Annotated in this window: 15 protein-coding genes; 7 read left to right on the top strand and 8 right to left on the bottom strand. The window is 73.4% G+C overall.

Going from position 1 to position 18,736, the window contains the following annotated elements:
* Nucleotides 1–90 precede the first annotated feature (90 nt).
* The 4 genes from ABT129_RS06320 to ABT129_RS06305 all read right to left on the bottom strand — a co-directional run bounded on the left by ABT129_RS06320 (nucleotide 91) and on the right by ABT129_RS06305 (nucleotide 4,358).
* Complete coding sequence (locus ABT129_RS06320) at nucleotides 91–1,215, bottom strand: LLM class flavin-dependent oxidoreductase (protein ID WP_351897269.1); 1,125 nt, start codon at nucleotides 1,213–1,215, stop codon at nucleotides 91–93.
* Between the two features lie 121 nt (nucleotides 1,216–1,336).
* A complete protein-coding gene (locus tag ABT129_RS06315) occupies nucleotides 1,337–2,098 on the bottom strand; it encodes an SDR family NAD(P)-dependent oxidoreductase (protein WP_351897266.1) in 762 nt (253 codons plus the stop codon).
* An 11-nt stretch (nucleotides 2,099–2,109) separates the two neighbouring features.
* Entirely contained in the window at nucleotides 2,110–3,027 is a 918-nt protein-coding gene (locus tag ABT129_RS06310) for an LLM class F420-dependent oxidoreductase (protein ID WP_351897264.1), read from the bottom strand.
* A gap of 113 nt (nucleotides 3,028–3,140) precedes the next feature.
* On the bottom strand, nucleotides 3,141–4,358 hold the full coding sequence (locus ABT129_RS06305) for an amidohydrolase family protein (RefSeq protein WP_351897262.1): 1,218 nt from the start codon (nucleotides 4,356–4,358) through the stop codon (nucleotides 3,141–3,143).
* 184 nt (nucleotides 4,359–4,542) lie between these two features.
* Here ABT129_RS06305 and afsR point away from each other — a divergent pair, with 184 nt between their 5' ends.
* A complete protein-coding gene (gene afsR, locus ABT129_RS06300; RefSeq protein WP_351897260.1) occupies nucleotides 4,543–7,857 on the top strand; it encodes an SARP-family global regulator AfsR in 3,315 nt (1,104 codons plus the stop codon).
* Nucleotides 7,858–8,082: 225 nt separating this feature from the next.
* Nucleotides 8,083–8,304: a hypothetical protein gene (locus ABT129_RS06295; protein ID WP_351897258.1), complete on the top strand. Its 222-nt coding sequence runs from the start codon at nucleotides 8,083–8,085 to the stop codon at nucleotides 8,302–8,304.
* 234 nt (nucleotides 8,305–8,538) lie between these two features.
* Here ABT129_RS06295 and ABT129_RS06290 read toward each other — a convergent pair whose 3' ends face one another.
* Nucleotides 8,539–10,179 carry a FadD3 family acyl-CoA ligase gene (locus ABT129_RS06290; RefSeq protein WP_351897584.1) on the bottom strand — a complete coding sequence of 547 codons (1,641 nt, stop codon included), beginning with the start codon at nucleotides 10,177–10,179 and terminating at the stop codon, nucleotides 8,539–8,541.
* A 106-nt stretch (nucleotides 10,180–10,285) separates the two neighbouring features.
* Here ABT129_RS06290 and ABT129_RS06285 point away from each other — a divergent pair, with 106 nt between their 5' ends.
* From ABT129_RS06285 to ABT129_RS06275, 3 genes are read left to right on the top strand one after another with little or no spacing between them, the layout of a single operon-like run.
* Nucleotides 10,286–11,428, top strand: coding sequence for a lipid-transfer protein (locus ABT129_RS06285; RefSeq protein ID WP_351897255.1), 1,143 nt, complete (start codon nucleotides 10,286–10,288; stop codon nucleotides 11,426–11,428).
* Between the two features lie 32 nt (nucleotides 11,429–11,460).
* Nucleotides 11,461–11,886 (top strand): Zn-ribbon domain-containing OB-fold protein, encoded by a 426-nt coding sequence (locus ABT129_RS06280; RefSeq protein ID WP_351897253.1) that lies wholly within the window; start codon nucleotides 11,461–11,463, stop codon nucleotides 11,884–11,886.
* Nucleotides 11,883–12,662 (top strand): enoyl-CoA hydratase/isomerase family protein, encoded by a 780-nt coding sequence (locus ABT129_RS06275; protein ID WP_351897250.1) that lies wholly within the window; start codon nucleotides 11,883–11,885, stop codon nucleotides 12,660–12,662. The genes ABT129_RS06280 and ABT129_RS06275 overlap by 4 nt, the downstream gene beginning before the upstream one ends.
* Nucleotides 12,663–12,750: 88 nt before the next feature.
* On the opposite strand, the gene ABT129_RS06270 is transcribed toward ABT129_RS06275, so the two are convergent.
* Complete coding sequence (locus ABT129_RS06270; protein WP_351897248.1) at nucleotides 12,751–13,317, bottom strand: hypothetical protein; 567 nt, start codon at nucleotides 13,315–13,317, stop codon at nucleotides 12,751–12,753.
* Between the two features lie 158 nt (nucleotides 13,318–13,475).
* Between ABT129_RS06270 and ABT129_RS06265 the strand changes: the two genes are divergently transcribed.
* Nucleotides 13,476–14,108 (top strand): hypothetical protein, encoded by a 633-nt coding sequence (locus tag ABT129_RS06265; protein ID WP_351897246.1) that lies wholly within the window; start codon nucleotides 13,476–13,478, stop codon nucleotides 14,106–14,108.
* Nucleotides 14,109–14,135: 27 nt separating this feature from the next.
* Here ABT129_RS06265 and afsK read toward each other — a convergent pair whose 3' ends face one another.
* Complete coding sequence (gene afsK, locus ABT129_RS06260) at nucleotides 14,136–16,592, bottom strand: protein serine/threonine kinase AfsK (RefSeq protein ID WP_351897243.1); 2,457 nt, start codon at nucleotides 16,590–16,592, stop codon at nucleotides 14,136–14,138.
* A gap of 162 nt (nucleotides 16,593–16,754) precedes the next feature.
* On the bottom strand, nucleotides 16,755–17,546 hold the full coding sequence (locus ABT129_RS06255) for a VOC family protein (RefSeq protein WP_351897241.1): 792 nt from the start codon (nucleotides 17,544–17,546) through the stop codon (nucleotides 16,755–16,757).
* A gap of 338 nt (nucleotides 17,547–17,884) precedes the next feature.
* Between ABT129_RS06255 and ABT129_RS06250 the strand changes: the two genes are divergently transcribed.
* Nucleotides 17,885–18,532, top strand: a complete 648-nt coding sequence (locus ABT129_RS06250) for a TetR family transcriptional regulator (RefSeq protein WP_030315615.1) — start codon at nucleotides 17,885–17,887, stop codon at nucleotides 18,530–18,532.
* Nucleotides 18,533–18,736: the final 204 nt, after the last annotated feature.

Raw genomic sequence — 18,736 nt, 5'->3', positions numbered from 1 at the left:
GAACGGCCTCCGGCCGGGGCCGGTACGGGGCGGCGGTCCGGGAAGACACCACCCCGCGCTCGTACGCCGGGGGCCGGCGCGGCGGTCCCGTCAGGAGCCGGACGACTGGCGGAAGCGGGTGGTGCGGTGGACGGGGTCGGTGTCGATCTCGGGGATCACGTGCTCGCCGATCAGCTTGATCGAGTTCATCGTGTCCTCGTACGAGATCCCGATCGGCAGTCCGAAGGACAGCTGGTCCGCGCCCGCCCGCTCCCACCGCCTGCACTGGGCGAGCACCTCCGACGGGTCGCCGCAGATCATCAGCTCCTCCTGGATGAGGAGTTCGATGATCTCGGCCGAGTACTCGGGGAGGAGCTCGGGCCACTCGGGGACGCCCTCGGGGCGGGGGAAGGTGTCGTGGTAGCGGAAGAGCAGCGACTGGAGGTAGTTGAGGCCGCCGCCGACGGCGATCTCGACCGCCTTGTCGTGGGTCTCGGCGCAGATCGCGGTGGAGGTGACCATGACGTTGTCGTTGACGAAGTCGCCGATCGCCTTGGCCTCCTTGATCGCGGTCTTGTAGGACTCGACGACCCACTCCATGTCGGAGACCTTCTGCACGCTGAAGCCGAGGACGCCGAGGCCCTTGCGGCCGGCCATGGCGTACGAGGAGGGGGACCCGGCCGCGTACCACATGGCGGGGTGGGACTTCCCGTACGGCTTGGGGAGGACCTTGCGGGGCGGCAGCGACCAGTGCTTGCCCTGGAAGCCGACGTACTCGTCCTGGAGCCACATCTTGGGGAACTCGGCGATCGTCTCCTCCCACAGCTCCTTGGTGTAGTTCATGTCGGTGACGCCCGGCATGAACCCGAGGATCTCGTGGGAGCCCGCGCCCCGGCCGGAGCCGAACTCGAACCGCCCGCCTGAGAGGTGGTCGAGCATGGCGACCTTCTCGGCGACCTTCACGGGGTGGTTGACGGGGGCGAGGGGGTTGAAGATGCCGGAGCCGAGGTGGATCCGGTCGGTGGCGTGGGCGAGGTAGCCCAGGTAGACGTCGTTGGCGGAGAGGTGCGAGTACTCCTCCAGGAAGTGGTGCTCCGAGGCCCAGGCGTACTTGAAGCCGGACCTGTCCGCCTGGATGACGTACTCGGTCTCCTCCATGAGCGCCTTGTGCTCGGCTTCGGGATCGGTCTCGGCGCGCTTGCCGACGTATCCCTGTACGAAGATCCCGAATTCCAAGGGGGTTCACCGTCCTCGTGAGTTTCTGACGGAGTTTCTGACGAGCCGTCAGATTCGTGATGTGCCCGACTGTGGCACCGCGGGGTGGACCCGTCAATACCTGACGAGTCGTCAGCTCTGCTCAGAAGAGGCTGACGCCGGCCAGCCAGCCGCCGTCGATCACGAAGGGCTGGCCCGTGATGTACGCCGAGTCCTCGCCCGTCAGGAAGAGCGCGAGGGCCGCCACCTCGTCCGGGCGCCCGATCCGCCCGAGCGGCACGAGCTTGCGGTACAGCCCGGCCGTCGCCTCCGGATCCACGCCCTCCGGGTTGCTCATGGGGGTGTCGATGGCCCCCGGGCAGACCGCGTTGACCCGGATCCCGCTGGCCGCCAGCTCCAGGGCCGCGACCCGGGTGAGCCCGAGCACGGCGTGCTTGCTCGCCGCGTACGCGCCGACGCCCGCCATCCCCGTGAGCCCCGTGTACGAGGCGGTGTTGACGATCGTCCCGCCGCCGGCCGCCGCGATCTCCGGCGCGACCGTCCGGATGCCCAGGAAGCAGCCGGTCTGGTTGACCGAGACGATCGCCTGGAACTCCTCCAGGGGCGTGGCGAGCAGCTCGTTGAAGCGGAGGATGCCCGCGTTGTTGACGAGCCCGTCGATCTTCCCGAACCGCCCCTTGGCGAAGGCGACGGCGGCCGTCCACTCCTCCTCCCTGGTGACGTCCAGGTGGACGTAGGCCGCCCGCTCCTCCCCCAGCTCCTTCGCCAGCGCCTCCCCGGCGTCGTCGAGGACGTCCGCGAGGACGACCCTGGCCCCCTCCCCGGCGAACAACCGGGCCTCCTGCTCGCCCTGCCCGCGCGCCGCGCCCGTGACGAGGACGACCCGCCCGTCCAGCTTGCCCATGTCCGCACTCCCTAGAGGTGGGGGGCGACCTCCGTGCCGAAGGCCGCCATCTGGTCGATGAGTTCGGTACGGCTCCGGGAGCGGAACCGGACCTGGATCTGGTCCACGCCCATCTCCCCGTACGCGCGCAGGGAGGCGGCGATCTCCTCCGGGCGGCCGCTCAGGGTCCGCCGGCCGACCTGCCAGCCGGGCGTCCCCACGTACAGGGGCTCGGCGATCGCGCCGACCGTCAGCGGCTCCGTGATCCCGGCCTCGGCGCGCAGGCGCAGCAGCCGCCGGATCTGCTCGGCGAGCCTGTCCCGCGGGTCGCCCTGGGGGAGCCAGCCGTCGCCCTTGAGCGCGGCCCGGCGCACGGCGGCCGGGGAGGAGCCGCCCACCCAGAGGGGGACCCGCTCCTGCGCGGGCCGGGGCAGCTGGCCCAGCTCCTTGAAGGCGAACCGCTCCCCCGTGTGCTCCGGGTACTCCTCGGGTCCGAGCGCCGCCCGCAGCGCGTCGACGGTCTCGTCGAGCACGGCCCCCCGGCGCGCGAAGTCCACGCCGAGCGCCTCGAACTCCTCCTGGACGTGCCCGGCGCCGACCCCGAGGACCAGCCGGCCGCCGGAGAGGTGGTCGAGCGTCGCGTACGCCTTGGCGGTGACGAGCGGATGGCGGAGCCCGACGACGGCGACGTGCGAGAGGAGCCGGACCCGCTCGGTGGCGGCGGCGAGGAAGGAGAGCGTGGCGACCGGGTCGTACCAGACGGTGCTCATGGCCTCGGCGAGCCGGCGCGGGATGGCGACGTGGTCGCAGCTCGCGAGGTAGTCGAAGCCGTGGGCCTCGGCGGCGCGGGCGACGGCGAGCAGGTCCTCCGGTCCGGCCGCCGCCTCCCAGGGCTCGGCGTAGATGACGCTCTGCGACTGGACCGGCAGCTGCATTCCGTAGACCACCATGAGGAACCCCTTTGCACCCCGGGCTCGGCACCCGTATCTGACGAACCGTCATTTTCGCGAGCGAGGCCCATGCTCGTACCTGACGGTTCATCAGACAAGGGGTGGGACGGCCGCTACGGCCGCCAGAGGCCTTCGGGGGTCAGGCCGAGGAGGTCGATCGCGTTGCCGCGGACGATCCGCTCGACGACATCCGGGGCCAGGTGCCCCATCTGCGCCTCGCCCACCTCCCGCGACTTGGGCCAGGTGGAGTCCGAGTGCGGGTAGTCCGTCTCGTAGAGGACGTTCCCGGCCCCGATCGCGTCGAGGTTCCGCAGCCCGAAGGCGTCGTCGAAGAAGCAGCCGAAGACGTGCCCGGCGAACAGCTCGGACGGCGGGCGCAGCACCTTGTCGGCGACCCCGCCCCAGCCCCGGTTCTCCTCCCAGACGACGTCGGCGCGCTCCAGGATGTACGGGATCCAGCCGATCTGTCCCTCGGCGTACATGATCCTCAGGTTCGGGAAGCGCTCGAACTTGCCGCTCATCAGCCAGTCGACCATCGAGAAGCAGCAGTTGGCGAAGGTGATGGTGGAACCGACCGCCGGCGGGGCGTCGGCGGAGGTGGACGGCATCCGACTGGAGGAGCCGATGTGCATCGCGATGACCGTGCCGGTCTCGTCGCAGGCGCGGAAGAAGGGGTCCCAGTGGTCCGTGTGGACCGAGGGGAGGCCGAGGTGCGGCGGGATCTCGGAGAACGCGACGGCCCGGACCCCGCGCGCGGCGTTGCGGCGCACCTCGGCGGCGGCGAGTTCGGGGTCCCAGAGCGGGATGAGGGTGAGCGGGATGAGCCGCCCCCGGGCCTCGGGCCCGCACCACTCCTCCACCATCCAGTCGTTGTACGCGCGGACGCAGAGCAGCCCGAGCTCGCGGTCGCTCGCCTCGGTGAAGGTCTGCCCGCAGAAGCGGGGGAAGGTGGGGAAGCAGAGGGCGGACTGGACGTGGTTGACGTCCATGTCGGCGAGCCGCTCGGGCACCGAGTGGGAGCCGGGCCGCATCTGCTCGTAGGTGATGACTTCGAGCCGTATCTCGTCACGGTCGTAGCCGACGGCGGTGTCGAGCCGGGTGAGGGGCCGGTGCAGGTCCTCGTAGACCCACCAGTCGCCGATCGGCCCGTCGTCGCCCCTTGCCCCCATGACCGGGGCGAACTTCCCGCCGAGGAAGGTCATTTCCTTGAGCGGGGCACGGACGATCCGGGGGCCGGTGCCGTGGTACCGGGACGGGAGCCGGTCCCGCCAGACGTGCGGGGGCTCCACGGTGTGGTCGTCCACCGAGATGATCTTCGGGAAGGTCTCCATGGCCTTCACGGTAGCGCTGATCTGACGACCCGTCAGCTATCGTGCGTCAGATCGGCGGGGTGACGGCGTCACTACGGCCTTGTCACAGCCCGCACTCCGGCCGACCCGATGCTGACGGACCCCCTCCGGACAAGGCAGACTGTCAAGGGCGAAACCAGCGGCAGCGGTACGGGCAGGGGGAGCGATGGACCGTGAGAACGGGCCGCGAGTTCCGGCGCAACGGGCTCCGACGACGGGTGGAGGCGCCCCGGTGAACACGGACGCCCCGGCGGCGACGGACGAGAGCGGCACGGGCGCGGCTGCGCACCACGACACGCGCGCGGGCGGCGACACGACCGCCCGCCACGACACGGCAGCGAGCACGGACGCCGCCACGAGCACGGCTGCGGCCGCGCGCCGCGACAGCGAGGCGGGCCCGGGCGCGGAACCGGCGGCCGGGGCCGGAACCGGCCGGGGCGAGGACCCCGCCCCGGCCGCGCGCCGAGAGGCCGAATCCGGCCGTGGCACGCACCCGGGCCGCACCGCCGGCACCGGTGGCGCCACCGCCCCCGGCGGGACGCGCGCGGACGCCGGCCCGGACACCGCCACCGACCACCCCGCCCCCGGCCTCCTCCGCTTCGCCGTGCTCGGACCCGTCCGCGCCTGGCGCGACGGTGAGCCGGTCCCCACCGGTTCGCCGCAGCAGCGCGCGCTGCTCGCCGCCCTGCTCCTGCGCGGCGGGCGCACCGCCACCGCCGCCGAGCTGATCGACGCGCTGTGGGGCGAGGAACCGCCCTCGCAGGCCCTCGCGGCCGTACGGACCTACGCCTCCCGGCTCCGCAAGGCCCTCGGCCCCCAGGTCCTCGTCAGCGAGTCCGGCGGCTACGCCCTGCGCACCTCCACCGCCGCCCTCGACCTCGCAACCGCCCAGGAGTGCGCCGCCGAGGGCGAGAAGCTGCGGGCCGCCGGCGACCGCGCCGCCGCCCGGGACCGGCTCGCCGAGGCGCTCGACCTGTGGGACGGCGAGGTACTGGCCTCCCTGCCCGGGCCGTACGCCGAGACACAGCGGGCCCGGCTGGAGGAGTGGCGGCTCACCCTCCTGGAGACCCGGCTCGACATCGACCTGGAGATCGGCGCGCACGCGGAGGCCGTGTCCGAGCTGACCGCGCTCACCGCAGCCCACCCGCTGCGCGAGCGGCTCCGCGAACTGCTCATGCTGGCGCTCTACCGCAGCGGCCGGCAGGCCGAGGCGCTCGCCGTGTACGCCGACACGCGCCGGCTCCTCGCCGACGAGCTCGGCGTCGACCCCACCCCCGAACTCTCCCGGCTCCAGCAGCGCATCCTGCAGGCCGACGCCGAACTCGCCCGCCCGGTCGAGGAGGCCGCCCCGGCCGCCGCGCCCCTCGCCCGTCCCGCCCAACTCCCGGCCACCGTGCCGGACTTCACCGGCCGCGCCGCCTTCGTGCGGGAGCTGAGCTCCCGGCTCGCCACCGCCGACGGCCACATCATGGCGGTCTCGGCGCTCGCGGGCATCGGGGGCGTCGGCAAGACGACGCTGGCCGTGCACGTCGCCCACGAGGCCCGGCCGCACTTCCCGGACGGCCAGCTGTACGTGGACCTCCAGGGCGCCGGCTCCGGCGCCGCCGCGCCGGAGACCGTCCTCGGCTCGTTCCTCCGCGCGCTCGGCACCCCGGACTCCGCCATCCCGGACTCGCTCGACGACCGGGCGGCGCTCTACCGCTCGACGCTCGACGGACGCCGGGTCCTCATCCTCCTGGACAACGCCCGCGACGCCGCCCAGATCCGCCCGCTGCTGCCCGGCACGGCGGGCTGCGCGGCCCTCGTCACCAGCCGGATCCGCATGGTGGACCTGGCGGGCGCGCACCTGGTGGACCTCGACGTGATGTCCCCCGAGGAGGCGCTCCAGCTCTTCACGAGGATCGTCGGCACGGAGCGGGTCCAGGCCGAACGGGAGGCCGCCCTCGACGTGGTCGCCGCCTGCGGCTTCCTCCCCCTCGCGATCCGCATCGCCGCGTCCCGCCTGGCGGCCCGCCGCACCTGGACGGTCTCCGTGCTGGCGGCCAAGCTGGCGGACGAGCGGCGGCGCCTGGACGAACTCCAGGCCGGGGACCTCGCGGTGAAGGCCACGTTCGAGCTGGGCTACGGCCAGCTGGAGCCGGCCCAGGCCCGCGCCTTCCGGCTGCTCGGCCTCGCCGACGGCCCGGACATCTCCCTCGCGGCCGCCGCCGCCGTCCTGGACCTTCCGCTCCGGGACACCGAGGACCTCCTGGAGGCCCTCGTCGACACCTCGCTCCTCGAGTCGGCGGCGCCCGGCCGCTACCGCTACCACGACCTGGTCCGCCTCTACGCGCGCGCCTGCGCCGACCGCGACGAGCAGCCGCCGTCGGAGAAGGAGGCGGCGCTCTCCCGGCTCCTCGACTTCTACCTGTCGACGGCGGCCCGGGTGTACGCGATCGAGCGCCCCGGCGACCGTCTCGTCGACCACCTGGAACCCACCGGGTACCAGGGCCTGGTCTTCACCGGCCGCCACGAGGCCCAGGACTGGCTCTACGCCGAGGCCAACTGCCTGCTGGCCACCGTCCGCCAGTCCGCCACCGCCCCCTCGGCCCTGCGCCGGGGCGTGGACCTGCTGTGGGCGTCGCTGGACCTCGGGGAGTCGGGGGCGAACGCCCGGGAGTTCGAGGCGACAGGAGCCGTCGTGCGCGACGCCGCCCTCGCGCTGGCGGACGACAGGGCCGCGGGCCGCGCGTTCATGGTGCTCGCCGGAGTGCACCACACGGCCGGCCGCTTCAAGGAGGCCGACCGGGACGCCGAACTCACGCTGCCGCACGCGGAGCGGGCCGGGGACCCGATCCCGGCCTGCTGGTCCGCGAACGCCCGGGGCATCATCGCGCTCTACCAGAACCGCTTCGCCGAGGGCGAGCAGTACCTCACCGAGGCCATCGAACGCTTCCGCGGCATCGGCGACGAACCCGGCGAGGCCAGCGCCCTCTGCAACCTCTCCCGCATCCGGCTGGCCACCGGACGCACGTCGAGCGCGATCGCCCTCGCCCGGCAGGGCACCGAGATCTACGACGCGATGGGCCACGCCCTCCGGGGCGCCAACGGGCGGTACGCGCTCGCGCTGGCCCTCACCCAGGACAACCAGCTCGCCGCGGCGGGCGAACGGCTCCGCGAGGCGCTGGCCGTCTTCGCCGACAGCAGGCAGCGGCTCTGGGAGGGGATGACCCTCTTCCGGCTCGCCGAGGTGGACCTGGCCGCGCACCGGAGCGCCCAGGCGGCCTCGAACGCGGAGATGGCGCTCACGGTGCTGCGCGGCATCGGCGGCGAGTGGCGCCGCGGCAACGTCCTCACCGTGCTCGGCCGGGCCCTCTTCGGCATCGGCCAGAGCGGACGGGCGCTGGTCTGCTGGCGGGAGGCCCTCGACATCTTCGAGGAACTCGGGGCGCCGGAAGCCGCGGAGGTGCGCGCCCTGCTCGCCCCGGCGACGGCCGCATAGCTCGTCGAAACCGTCCTGGCCAGTGCGTTCATCGTTCGTTTATCACCGCCCGGCAAGCTCTTCCTCACGACGATCCGTCGCGTCGGGGGGCAGGCGGGTCGCCGGTGAGGTCGAGGTCCCTGAGTACTAGGGTGATCGGCCCCGGAGATTCGTCCAGCTGTCCACGGGGGAACGGCTGGACGAGTCTCCCCACATCTCGGACATCACACGCAGGAGTTGACGAGCATGACCGACCCGATCAAGCAGGACCCGATCATCACCACCAAGGACATGCACGCCACCTCGGAGCCGGCCCTGGACTCGATCACGGCGAAGATCAAGGGCACCGGGGAGGCGTCGATCACCACCAAGGACATGCACGCCACCTCGGAGCCGGCGATCGACGCGATCACCGCCAAGGTGACGGACGCGGACCTCGAGAACCACCCGGTCAAGCCGGTCGACTAGCCACTCCTGACGGGGATGGACCGCGGCGGCGACTTCGGGGGAGCCGCCGCGGACCACCGGGAGGGTCCGGTCGACGGGGGAGCACACGGGCTCGGGGGACGCCCGACGGAACCAGGGGGGATCCGTCCGGGCAGGGCCCGTGCGCAACGCGATCGGACCACCACGAAGAGGGGCCGGGCAGCTGCCCGGCCCCTCCGGTGTGCGTCGCGCGGAAGGCGTCGTCCTCACGCGTCCTCACGCGTCGGCGGGCGTGGCCGCGGGGTCCGGGGGCGAGGTCCGGGTCCGTGCCGGGGCCGGGGCCGGGGTCGGGGTCTCGTCGGTGCCGTCCCCGCGCGCCCTCAGCTCTCCCTTCACCACCTTGCCGCTCGCGTTCCTCGGGAGTTCCGTCACGAACTCGACCTGCCTCGGCACCTTGTAGTTCGCCATCTCCCGCCGCGACCAGGCGATCAGGTCGTCCGCGGTGATCCTCGCCCCCCGCCTCCGCACCGCGAAGGCCTTGCCGACCTCGCCCAGACGGGCGTCGGGGATCCCGATCACGGCGACGTCCGCGATGTCGGGGTGGAGGCCGAGGAGTTGCTCGATCTCGGCCGGGTAGGCGTTGAAGCCGCCCACGATGAACATGTCCTTGAGCCGGTCGGTGATCCGCAGGTTGCCGGCCTCGTCGAGGACGCCGATGTCGCCGGTGCGGAGCCAGCCGTCCCCGTCGACCGCCGCCGCCGTCGCCTCCTCGTCCTCGAAGTAGCCGCTCATCACGTGGTGGCCCCGGACCAGGACCTCGCCGGTCTCGGAGAGGCGCACCTCGGTGCCGGGGATCGCGCGGCCCGAGGTGGTGGCGACGGTCGTGTCCGGGTCGTCGCGGCGGCACATGGTGACGATGCCGCTCGCCTCGGAGAGGCCGTACGCGGTGAGGACCGTGCCGACGCCCAGGTCGGTGCGGAGGCGTTCGACGAGCCGCAGCGGGACCACGGCCGCCCCGGTCACGACGAGGCGCAGGGAGGAGAGGTCGTGGGCCGGGCGGGCGGGGTGGTCGAGCAGGGACTGGTGGAGGGTGGGCGGGCCCGGCAGGACGGTGATGCGTTCGGCGGTGATGTGGGCGAGGACGGTGTCGACGGTGAAGACGGACTGCGGGACGATCACCGCCCCCCGCATCAGGCAGGCGAGGATCCCGGCCTTGTAGCCGAAGGTGTGGAAGAAGGGGTTGACCACGAGGTAGCGGTCGCCCGCGCGGAGGCCGGCGAGCTCGGCCCAGATCGCGTAGCAGCGCAGGCTCTGGGCGTGGCTGATGACGGCGCCCTTGGGACGGCCGGTGGTGCCGGAGGTGTAGATGATGTCGGAGGGCGCCGTGGGGTCGATGGCGGCGGCCCGTGCGTGGACCCGGGCGGCCGGGACGGCGTCGCCCTCGGCGAGGAAGGCCTTCCAGGTGGTCCACTCCGCCTCGTCGGGCGCGGTGTCGCCGAGGACCACGACCTTCTCCAGGTGCGGGAGGGCGACTCCGGAGCGGCGCAGGGAGGCCACGTACGAGGTGCCGAGGAAGGTGCCGGTGACGAAGAGCAGCCGGGCCCGTGAGCGCTGGAGGACGTGGGCTGCCTCGGTGCCCTTGAAGCGGGTGTTGAGGGGGACGAGGACGGCTCCGGCGGTGACGGCGCCGAGGGCGGAGACGATCCAGTCGAGGGTGTTGGGGGCCCAGATCGCGACCCGGTCCCCCGCCCGTAGGCCGGTGGCGAGACAGGCGGCCGCCGCCCGTTCGACGCGTTCGCCGAGTTCGGCGTAGCTGACGCGGGTGCGGCCGTCGACGACGGCCTCCCGCGCTCCGTACCGCCTCGCCGCCGCCCGTACGAGACCGGGGATCGTTCCCCACTCCAGGTCGCCGCGCATCTCCACCTCGACCACTCCCGTTCCACCGAACCCGTGAGCTGACTATCCGTCAGATTAGTTGTAACCTGACGCGCTGTCAGTAGCGCTGCCACACGGGGAGGTCGCCTTGCTCAAGGACGCCACTGCCATCGTCGGGATAGGACAGACCGCCTTCGCCAAACGGCTTCCCGAGACGGAGAGGACGCTCGCCTGCCGGGCGATCCTCGCCGCCCTCGACGACGCCGGGATCCACCCCTCCGAGGTCGACGGCTTCGCCTCCTACACGATGGAGGAGACCGACGAGGTCGAGGTCGCCAAGGCGATCGGCGCCGGCGACGTCACCTTCTTCTCCAAGGTCGGCTACGGCGGCGGCGGCTCCTGCGCCACCGTCGGCCACCTCGCCGCCGCCGTCGCCACCGGACAGGCGAGCGTCGGCGTCGCCTGGCGGTCCCGCAAACGGGGCAGCGGCCCCCGCCCCTGGAAGAACACCGCCGTCCAGCTGCCCACCCCCGGCCAGTGGACCCGCCCGTTCGGGCTGCTCCGCCCCGCCGACGAGATCGGCATGCTCGCCCGCCGCTACATGCACGAGTACGGCGCCACCCGCGACCACCTCTTCAACGTGGCCCTGGCCTGCCGCAACCGCGCCAACCAGAACCCCGCGGCGATCATGTACGAACGCCCGCTGACCCGCGAGATGTACATGACCTCCCGCTGGATCAGCGAACCCCTCTGCCTCTTCGACAACTGCCTGGAGACCGACGGCGCCCTCGCCTGCGTCATCGTCTCCGCCGAACGGGCCCGCGACTGCCGGCGGAAGCCGGTGTACGTCCACTCCGCCGCCCAGGGCCTGCCCTCCCAGCACCACGGGATGGTCAACTACTGGAACGACGACCCGCTCTCCGGACCCGCCTGGACCGCCGCACGGCACCTCTGGAAGCAGGCCGACTTCGGCCCCCAGGACGTCGACGTCGCCCAGATCTACGACGCGTTCACCCCGCTCGTCCCGCTCTCCCTGGAGGGGTACGGCTTCTGCGGACGCGGCGAGGGCGCCGCCTTCACCGAGGGCGGCGCGCTGGAGGTCGGCGGCCGGCTGCCCCTCAACACCGGCGGCGGCGGGCTCTCGGAGGCGTACGTCCACGGCTTCAACCTCATCAACGAGGGCGTGAAGCAGCTCCGCGGCACCTCCACCGCCCAAGTCCCCGACGCCGCCACCTGCCTCGTCACGGCGGGCGAGGGCGTCCCCACCTCCGCGATCCTGCTGCGTTCCTGACCCTGCCGCGTTCCTGAGGAGTTGGTCCCGCCATGCTGACCCCCGTCACCGACGAGGACGGCGCCCCCTTCTGGGAGTACGCCGCCCGGGGCGAACTGCGCGTCCAGAGCTGCGCCGACTGCGGCGAGCTGCGCTTCCCGCCCCGCCCCTGCTGCCCGCACTGCCAGTCCTTCGCGAGCGAGTGGCGCCGGATGTCCGGACGCGGCCGGATCTGGTCGTACGTCCTGCCCCACCCGCCCCTGCTGCCCGAGTACGCCGCCCAGGCCCCGTACAACGCGGTGCTCGTCGAACTCGCCGACGCCCCCCGCATCCGCCTCGTCGGCAACGTCGTCGCCGCCCCCGACGCCCTCCTGAACTCGGTCGACCCGAGCCGGCTCCGCATCGGCGCCCCGGTGAAGGTGGCCTTCACCGAGATCGACGGACTCGCCGTCCCCCGCTGGCTCCTGGAGCGCGGATGAGCGTCCCCGGCGTCACCGTCGAGCGCGACAAGGAGACGGGGGTCGCGGTCGTCACCCTCGACCGGGCGGCGAAGCACAACGCGATCACCCTGGAGATGGCGCGCGGGCTGAGCGCCGTCTGGCGGGGGTTCCGGTACGAGGACGAGATCCGCGCGATCGTCGTCACCGGGGCCGGCGGGCGGGCCTTCTGCACCGGCGTCGACCGCTCGGCCGAGGTGCCGCAGCCCTCCTCCCCCTACACGATCGACGACCCGCTCCTCACGATCGGGCCCAAGGCGAACGACCTGTGGAAGCCGGTCGTCGCCGCCGTCGAGGGCATGGCCTGCGGCGGGGCGTTCTACCTGCTCGGCGAGGCGGAGTTCCTCGTCGCGGGCGAGGACGCCACCTTCTTCGACCCGCACACCACCTACGGGATGGTCAGCGCCTTCGAGACCGTCCACATGGCGCAGCGGATGCCGTTCGGGGAGGTCGCCCGGATGGCGCTGATGGGCGGCGCGGAACGGATCTCGGCCCGGCGGGCCCACGAGATCGGCCTCGTCTCCGAACTGACCCCGCCGGGCGGGGCGCTGGCCGCGGCCCTCGCGGCGGCCGGCGTCATCGCCGGCCATCCGACGGAGGCCGTGCAGGGCACGGTCCGGGCGCTCTGGTCGGTCCGCGAGGCCGCCCGCGCCCAGGCCCTGGCCCACGCCCCCCACCTGGTCGCCCTCGGCAATCTGCCGCCGGAACGCCAGGCGGAGCTGTTCGACGGGAGGTCGACGGGGCACCGCGTGCGATGAGGGACGCGCCGCAGGACGGGCGGGGGCCGGCGCCAGGACCGGGACCGGGGCCGGAACCGGACCGGGGCCGGCCCCGCGTCCGGCGCCCCTACCGCTCGCGCACCGTGCCGATCTCGCAGTTCTTCACCCGGTCGACCGTCTTCGGGTTCCGCATGGGCACGTCGACGGTCTGCGTCTCGCCGTCCGCCATGGTGACCTCGACGGCCCGCCCGTCGACCGTCGCGCCCTTGGCGTCCTTGAACGCCAGGACGATCTCGTAGGTCCCCCGGACCCGCCAGTCCCTCGGGGTGACCTCCACGGTCGCCGTGGTGTCGGCGGACCGGGCCGGTCTGCCCTTGCGCTTCCTCTGTCCGGGCTCCACGCAGTCGACGACGACCACCTCGACCGGCGCCGTCGACGAGGTGACGCTCGGCGTGGCCGTGGCGGTCTCCGTCACGCCGCCTCCCGACCCGCCGGAGCTGTCGTCGTGGTCCTCGTAGTCGTCGTTGCTCTTCTTGGAGCTGGAGCAGCCGCCGCCGTCGGAGTCACCGCTCCGGCTCTTGCTCTTCCCGCTGCCGCCGCCGCTGCTGCTACTGCCGTGGCCGGTCTGGAACCCGGTCAGCGCGAGCACCACCACGGTGAGCGTCGCCGCCATCTTCAGGCGCGTACGCACCATCGGCCCTCCCCGTTCTGTCTGTCGTGTCCGCGCCAGCCTAGGGCCTGTCCGGTGCCACGTGGCGGCAGGCCCCAGGGCCTGTCCGGTGCCACGTGGCGGGCCCCCCGCACCCGGCGTAGCGTCGGGAGCGAGAGCCGACCGCCCAGGAGGCCGCAACGATGATTCGCAACATCGTCGGCTCGGTGGTGGCTCTCGCAGGAGCGGCGGCCGCCGTCCGGAGCCCCTTCCGTGCCTGGTACGACGGCCGTCCCGGGCGGGACTACGCGATCGACGAACTCTTCACCGGCGTCACCGACGCCAGGGCCGAGCTGTTCGGATCGATCCTGCTGCCCTTCCTCTTCGCCGCCCTCGTCACCGTCCTCGGCGTGGTGCTGCGCTCGCGTCTCCTCGTCGCCTTCGCCGGACTCGTCGTCCTCGGCTTCACGATCCTGTGGATGGTGCGGTTCGGGCAGGCCGAGGGCGGGCTCACGGTCGGCGGCGACGGCAGGGGGCTCGGCGAGGGCGTCGCGACCGCCCTCGGCGGCGGGATCCTGCTGCTGCTCGGCGCGCTCGTCATGTCCGGCCGGGCCCGACCGCCGCACCACGGCGACCGGCCGCCCCGGTCCGCCGGTCCCCCGCTCGGCTGGACGCCGCCGCGGGACCCGTCGGCACCGCCCCGGCCGGCGGACCCGTATCCCGCCCCGGAGGAGCCTCGCCGCGACCCGCGGGCCTCGGCGCCGTACGCGGCGACGCGGACCTTCGACGTACCGGCCCCGGACCCGGAACGGGAGAACCCGCCGCCGAAGGGCTAGGCCCTTCCACGGCGGGTCCGTCGTTCCCTACGGGCGCGCGGCGGAGCCCCTGCCCGTCGCCGTGCCCTTGACCGCGTCGAGCGCGTACACGCAGCGGTCCTTGCTGCACGCGTACACGACCCCGCCCTTCGCCACCGGCGAGCCGGTGATCTCACCACCGGTCGCGAGCTTCCAGCGCAGCTGCCCGCCGGTCGCGTCCAGGGTGTAGAGGACGTGGTCGGCGGAGCCGAAGTGCACCCGGCCGTCGGCGACGACCGGGGAGCCGACCAGTTCGCCGCCGGCCGCGAAGCGCCACCTGGGCGTGCCGGTGACCGCGTCGAGCGTGTAGAGCGCGCTGCCGCTGCCGACGTGGACGCTGCCGTCGGCGACGAGCACCGGCTCGGCCGACTGGCGCGGCTCGGTGGCGATCCGCCAGCGGTCCTGCCCGGTGGTCGCGTCGATCGCGTACACCGTGCCGAGGTGGTCGGAGAGGTACACCCCGCCGCCCGTGACGGCGGGCCCCGGGGCGAACGCCGGCGGGGAGAGGAAGACGGCCGGTGCCTCGAAGTGCCAGCGGACGTGCCCGGCGGCGATGTCGATCGACAGGACCCGGTTCCCGGCGGAGACGTACACGCAGCCGTCCTCGGCCGGGGCGACCCGGACGGGCACGTTGGCGCAGGAGGCGGCGTCGCCGATCGGGTACGACCAGCGCTCCACGCCCGTCCGGGCGTCGAGGGCCTGGAGCCGGGCCTCCCGCCACACGTACACGGTGTCGCCGTGCACGGCGGGACCCGCCTCCGGGGTCTCGAAGTCCGTCTGGGCGCCGGTGACCTCCCACAGCTTGGCGCCGTTGGAGGCCTCCCAGCCCTGCACCCCGCCACCGCGCGTGCCGGTGACGACGGTGCCCCGGTCGACCTGGAGCGAGTACACCCAGGCGTCCGTCCGCAGCCGCCAGCGCTCGCTTCCGTCGGTCGCGTCGAGCGCGTAGAGGGTGGGCCCGTCGGAGGCGTGGATACGGCCCGCGGCGACGGCCATGGACCAGGCCACGTCCCGGGTCTTGAACTGGCGCCGGCCGCTGCCGGTGTCCAGGGCGTGTACCTCGAAAGAGGTCACGTAGAGGAGGTCGCCCTCCACGACCGGGGTGCCCCAGACGTCGTTCGACATCCGGAAGCGCCACGGCCGCCAGGGGCCGGGCTCCGGCGGCGGGGCCTGGTCGGGGCCCTGGGAGGGGACGCCCACCGGGCGGGAGCCGGGCGGCGGGCCGGGCTCCCCGGCGTACGAACCGTGGTCCGCGCCGTGCGGGCCGCCACCGGGCGGCCGGATCCAGCCGGTCGCCGGGCCCGCGTCGGCGCTCCGGCCGACGGCGAGCGCGGCGCGGGTGTCGGCGACCCGGGGGCCGGGGCCGATCGGCACGGTCGCGCCGCTCAGGCGTACGGGCCCGCCCGCGCTCTCGGCGGGACCCGCGTGCCGGCCACCGCCGACGGGCGCGGGGTCGCCGTGACGGCCGCCGGCGGGTGCCTGGTCGGGAAAGCGCGGGTCGCCGCCCGGGGGGTCGGCGGGCCGGCGCGGCGGGCGCGGCGGCATGGGCGGCGCGGTCGGCGCCGGTGCCGGGCGGCCGCCGCGACGGGTCTCGATCATCTCGGTGGCGCTCTGCGGCAGCCAGGCCGAGGCCGTTCCGCTGTCGTCGCTGCCGGGGCCGAAGAGGTGCGGGGCCAGCTGCGCCTGGAGGTCGGCCGGGGTGGGCCTGCGGGTGACGTCCATCTGCATGCAGGACTCGATGAGGGGCCGCAGCTCCTCGGGCAGGCCCTCCAGGTCGGGGCCCTCGCGGAGCAGCATGAAGACGGTCTCGACCGGGTTGGCGCCGTGGAAGGGCGCGTGGCCGGTGGCGGCGAAGACCAGCATCGAGCCCAGCGAGAAGACGTCGCTGGCGCCGGTGACGCTGCGCGAGTCGCGGGCCTGCTCGGGCGACATGTAGGCCGGGGTGCCGACGGCGACGTTGGTCATGGTCAGGCGCGTGTTGGAGACGCCCGACGCGATGCCGAAGTCGATCACCCGGGGGCCGTCCTCGACGACGAGCACGTTGGAGGGCTTGAGGTCACGGTGGACCAGGCCCGCGCCGTGGATGGACTGCAGGGCCTCGGCGACGCCGGCGGCCAGCCAGCGCACGGCCTGGGCCGGGAGCGGTCCGCACTCGTTCACTATTTCCTCGAGCGAGGGCGCGGGGACGTAGGCGGTCGCCAGCCAGGGCACGGCGGCCCGCGGGTCGGCGTCCACGACGGCGGCCGTGTAGAAGCCGGAGACCGCCCGCGCGGCCTCCACCTCACGGGTGAACCGGACGCGGAACAGCTGGTCCTCCGCGAGCTCCGTGCGCACGGTCTTGATCGCCACGCGCCGGCCCGAGGCCGAGCGCGCGAGATAGACCAGGCCCATTCCGCCCGCGCCGAGCCGGCCCAGCACCTCGAAGGGCCCGATACGTCTCGGGTCGTGCTGCGTCAGCTGTTCCACTTGCCTGCCACCTCCCCGTACGGGCCATGAGGGTACGGCCCCGTGGCCCTGATTCTTCCTGTCCGAGGGCCCGGTTGCGAACCCGGGGGCGGATCGGGGTGTCACGGGTCATATGGGGAGTGGTCCGGTACGGGACGCGCCGGGTGGCGAAGGCGGGACTTCTCAGGCGGTACCGGCCGGTTTCGGTTCGGCGAGGACCGCGAAGCGGGCGCCCTGGTTGTCGTGGAGGACGGCGATGCGGCCGTGCGGGGTGTCGAAGGCCGGGGTGGCGACCCGGCCGCCGAGCCGGACGGTGGTCGCGCAGGCCTCGTCGCAGTCGTGGACGGTGAAGTAGACGAGGACGTGGCCGGGCATCGCGGCGGGGAAGTCGTCGGTGATGACGGCACGTCCGCCGAAGGCGCTGTCGTCGCCGGGGCGGGAGCCGGGGGGCGACCAGACGCGGTAGTCGAAGCCGCCGTCCCTGCCCTCCTCGTCGGCGTCGGCCTGGCGGCCGAGGTAGCCGAAGACGGTGGCGTAGAAGGTGTCGACGGCGTCGGGACGGCGGGTGTACACCTCCATCCAGCAGAAGGAGCCCGGCTCGTTCGTCGTCTCGAAGCCGTCGTCGTCGCCGGTCTGCCGCAGTCCGAAGACGGCGCCGCCGGGGTCGGCGGCGAGGGCGAGGACGCCGAAGGGGCCGACGGGGTAGGGCTCCATGACCATCTGTCCGCCCGCGGCCTTGATCCGGGCGGCGAGGGTGCCCGCGTTCCCGGTGGCGAGGTAGAGGGTCCAGGTGGTGGGCATGCGGCCGTCGCGCTTGGGGAGGAGTCCGGCGACGCGTCGGCCGCGGAGGAGGGCCTCGTCGCGGTCGGGGTCGAAGGTCCAGCCGAAGAGCTCACCGTAGAAGCGCTTGCCCGCTTCGAGGTCGGGAAGCTGTGCGTCCACCCAGCAGGGGGTGCCCTCAGTGCGTACGGCCATGGCTCCACGCTAGGTCCGAGAGGGCGGCGGCGCAGGCCCCCGCGTACCTCCACCCACCCCGACATGCGAACAAAGTGGCGATTTATCGGGGCAGAACCCTTGGGGCGCTTGAGTTGTCCACCGAAGTTGTCCACAGGCTGTTCATAAGCCTATTCGGGTGCGGGGCTCCGGGCGCCGCCCTCGTCCCGCTCCAGAACTGGCGCGATCCCGCCCCTCCGTCCGGAGCCACTCCGGCACACACACCCGCGCCGACCTCGCAGAACGCGGCCGGACGTGGGGTGCACCCCATTTGCAGTCGGCCGAATCGCGCGCCGACCCCCCCTCGGTAAGCTGACGGCATGACAGGACAAGTACGCACCGTCGACGGCCGCGTGGCCGGACGACGCGGCCAGGCGACGCGGCAGAAGCTGCTCGACTGCCTCGGTGAGATGCTCAGCTCCTCGCCCTACCGGGACGTCAAGGTCATCGATGTGGCCCGGAAGGCGGGTACTTCACCCGCGACGTTCTATCAGTACTTCCCGGACGTCGAGGGAGCGGTTCTCGAGATCGCGGAGGAGATGGCCAAGGAGGGCGCCGGGCTGACCGAGTTGGTCTCCGGACGCTCCTGGGTCGGCAAGGCCGGCTGGCAGACCTCCGAGGAACTCGTCGAAGGCTTCCTGGACTTCTGGCGGAAGCACGACGCGATCCTCCGGGTCGTGGACCTCGGCGCGGCGGAGGGCGACAAGCGGTTCTACAAGATCCGCATGAAGATCCTGAACTCGGTCACCAACTCCCTGACGGACGCGGTGAAGGAGCTCCAGGCCAAGGGCAAGGTCGACAAGGAGGTCAGCCCCGCCGCCATGGCCGGCTCGCTCGTGGCGATGCTGGCCGCGGTCGCCGGACACCAGAAGGGCTTCACGACCTGGGGCGTGAAGCAGGCCGAACTCAAGCCGAACCTGGCCCTGTTGGTGCATCTGGGCATCACCGGCAAGAAGCCGACCAGATAGCCCCGACCACTCCTTCTCCCGTCCTGTCGTCGACGCCGACGGCGGCCCGCCCCGCCCCCGCGGAGCGCAACCGCCGTCGGCGTCGCCGTGTCCGGACCACGCCCGGAACCCCGCGCCCGGGTCGGGGCGGGCGGGGCGGGGCCCTGAGGGGCCGGTCCGCCGAGGGGCCGGGTCCACCGAGGGACCGGGTGCACCGAGGGACCG

It is taken from the genome of Streptomyces sp. NPDC002057 (assembly GCF_040296665.1).
Lineage (GTDB): Bacteria > Actinomycetota > Actinomycetes > Streptomycetales > Streptomycetaceae > Streptomyces.
Note: the sequence above shows the minus strand (reverse complement) of the source record. Positions and strands in the feature narration are given on the sequence as shown.

Bases quoted from the DNA above. Each gene is read 5' to 3' on its own strand.
- ABT129_RS06315 (WP_351897266.1), bottom strand. From the start codon at position 2,098: ATGGGCAAGCTGGACGGGCGGGTCGTCCTCGTCACGGGCGCGGCGCGC.
- ABT129_RS06310 (WP_351897264.1), bottom strand. From the start codon at position 3,027: ATGGTGGTCTACGGAATGCAGCTGCCGGTCCAGTCGCAGAGCGTCATC.
- ABT129_RS06305 (WP_351897262.1), bottom strand. From the start codon at position 4,358: ATGGAGACCTTCCCGAAGATCATCTCGGTGGACGACCACACCGTGGAG.
- afsR (WP_351897260.1), top strand. From the start codon at position 4,543: ATGGACCGTGAGAACGGGCCGCGAGTTCCGGCGCAACGGGCTCCGACG.
- ABT129_RS06295 (WP_351897258.1), top strand. From the start codon at position 8,083: ATGACCGACCCGATCAAGCAGGACCCGATCATCACCACCAAGGACATG.
- ABT129_RS06290 (WP_351897584.1), bottom strand. From the start codon at position 10,179: ATGCGCGGCGACCTGGAGTGGGGAACGATCCCCGGTCTCGTACGGGCG.
- ABT129_RS06280 (WP_351897253.1), top strand. From the start codon at position 11,461: ATGCTGACCCCCGTCACCGACGAGGACGGCGCCCCCTTCTGGGAGTAC.
- ABT129_RS06275 (WP_351897250.1), top strand. From the start codon at position 11,883: ATGAGCGTCCCCGGCGTCACCGTCGAGCGCGACAAGGAGACGGGGGTC.
- ABT129_RS06270 (WP_351897248.1), bottom strand. From the start codon at position 13,317: ATGGTGCGTACGCGCCTGAAGATGGCGGCGACGCTCACCGTGGTGGTG.
- ABT129_RS06265 (WP_351897246.1), top strand. From the start codon at position 13,476: ATGATTCGCAACATCGTCGGCTCGGTGGTGGCTCTCGCAGGAGCGGCG.
- ABT129_RS06255 (WP_351897241.1), bottom strand. From the start codon at position 17,546: ATGGCCGTACGCACTGAGGGCACCCCCTGCTGGGTGGACGCACAGCTT.
- ABT129_RS06250 (WP_030315615.1), top strand. From the start codon at position 17,885: ATGACAGGACAAGTACGCACCGTCGACGGCCGCGTGGCCGGACGACGC.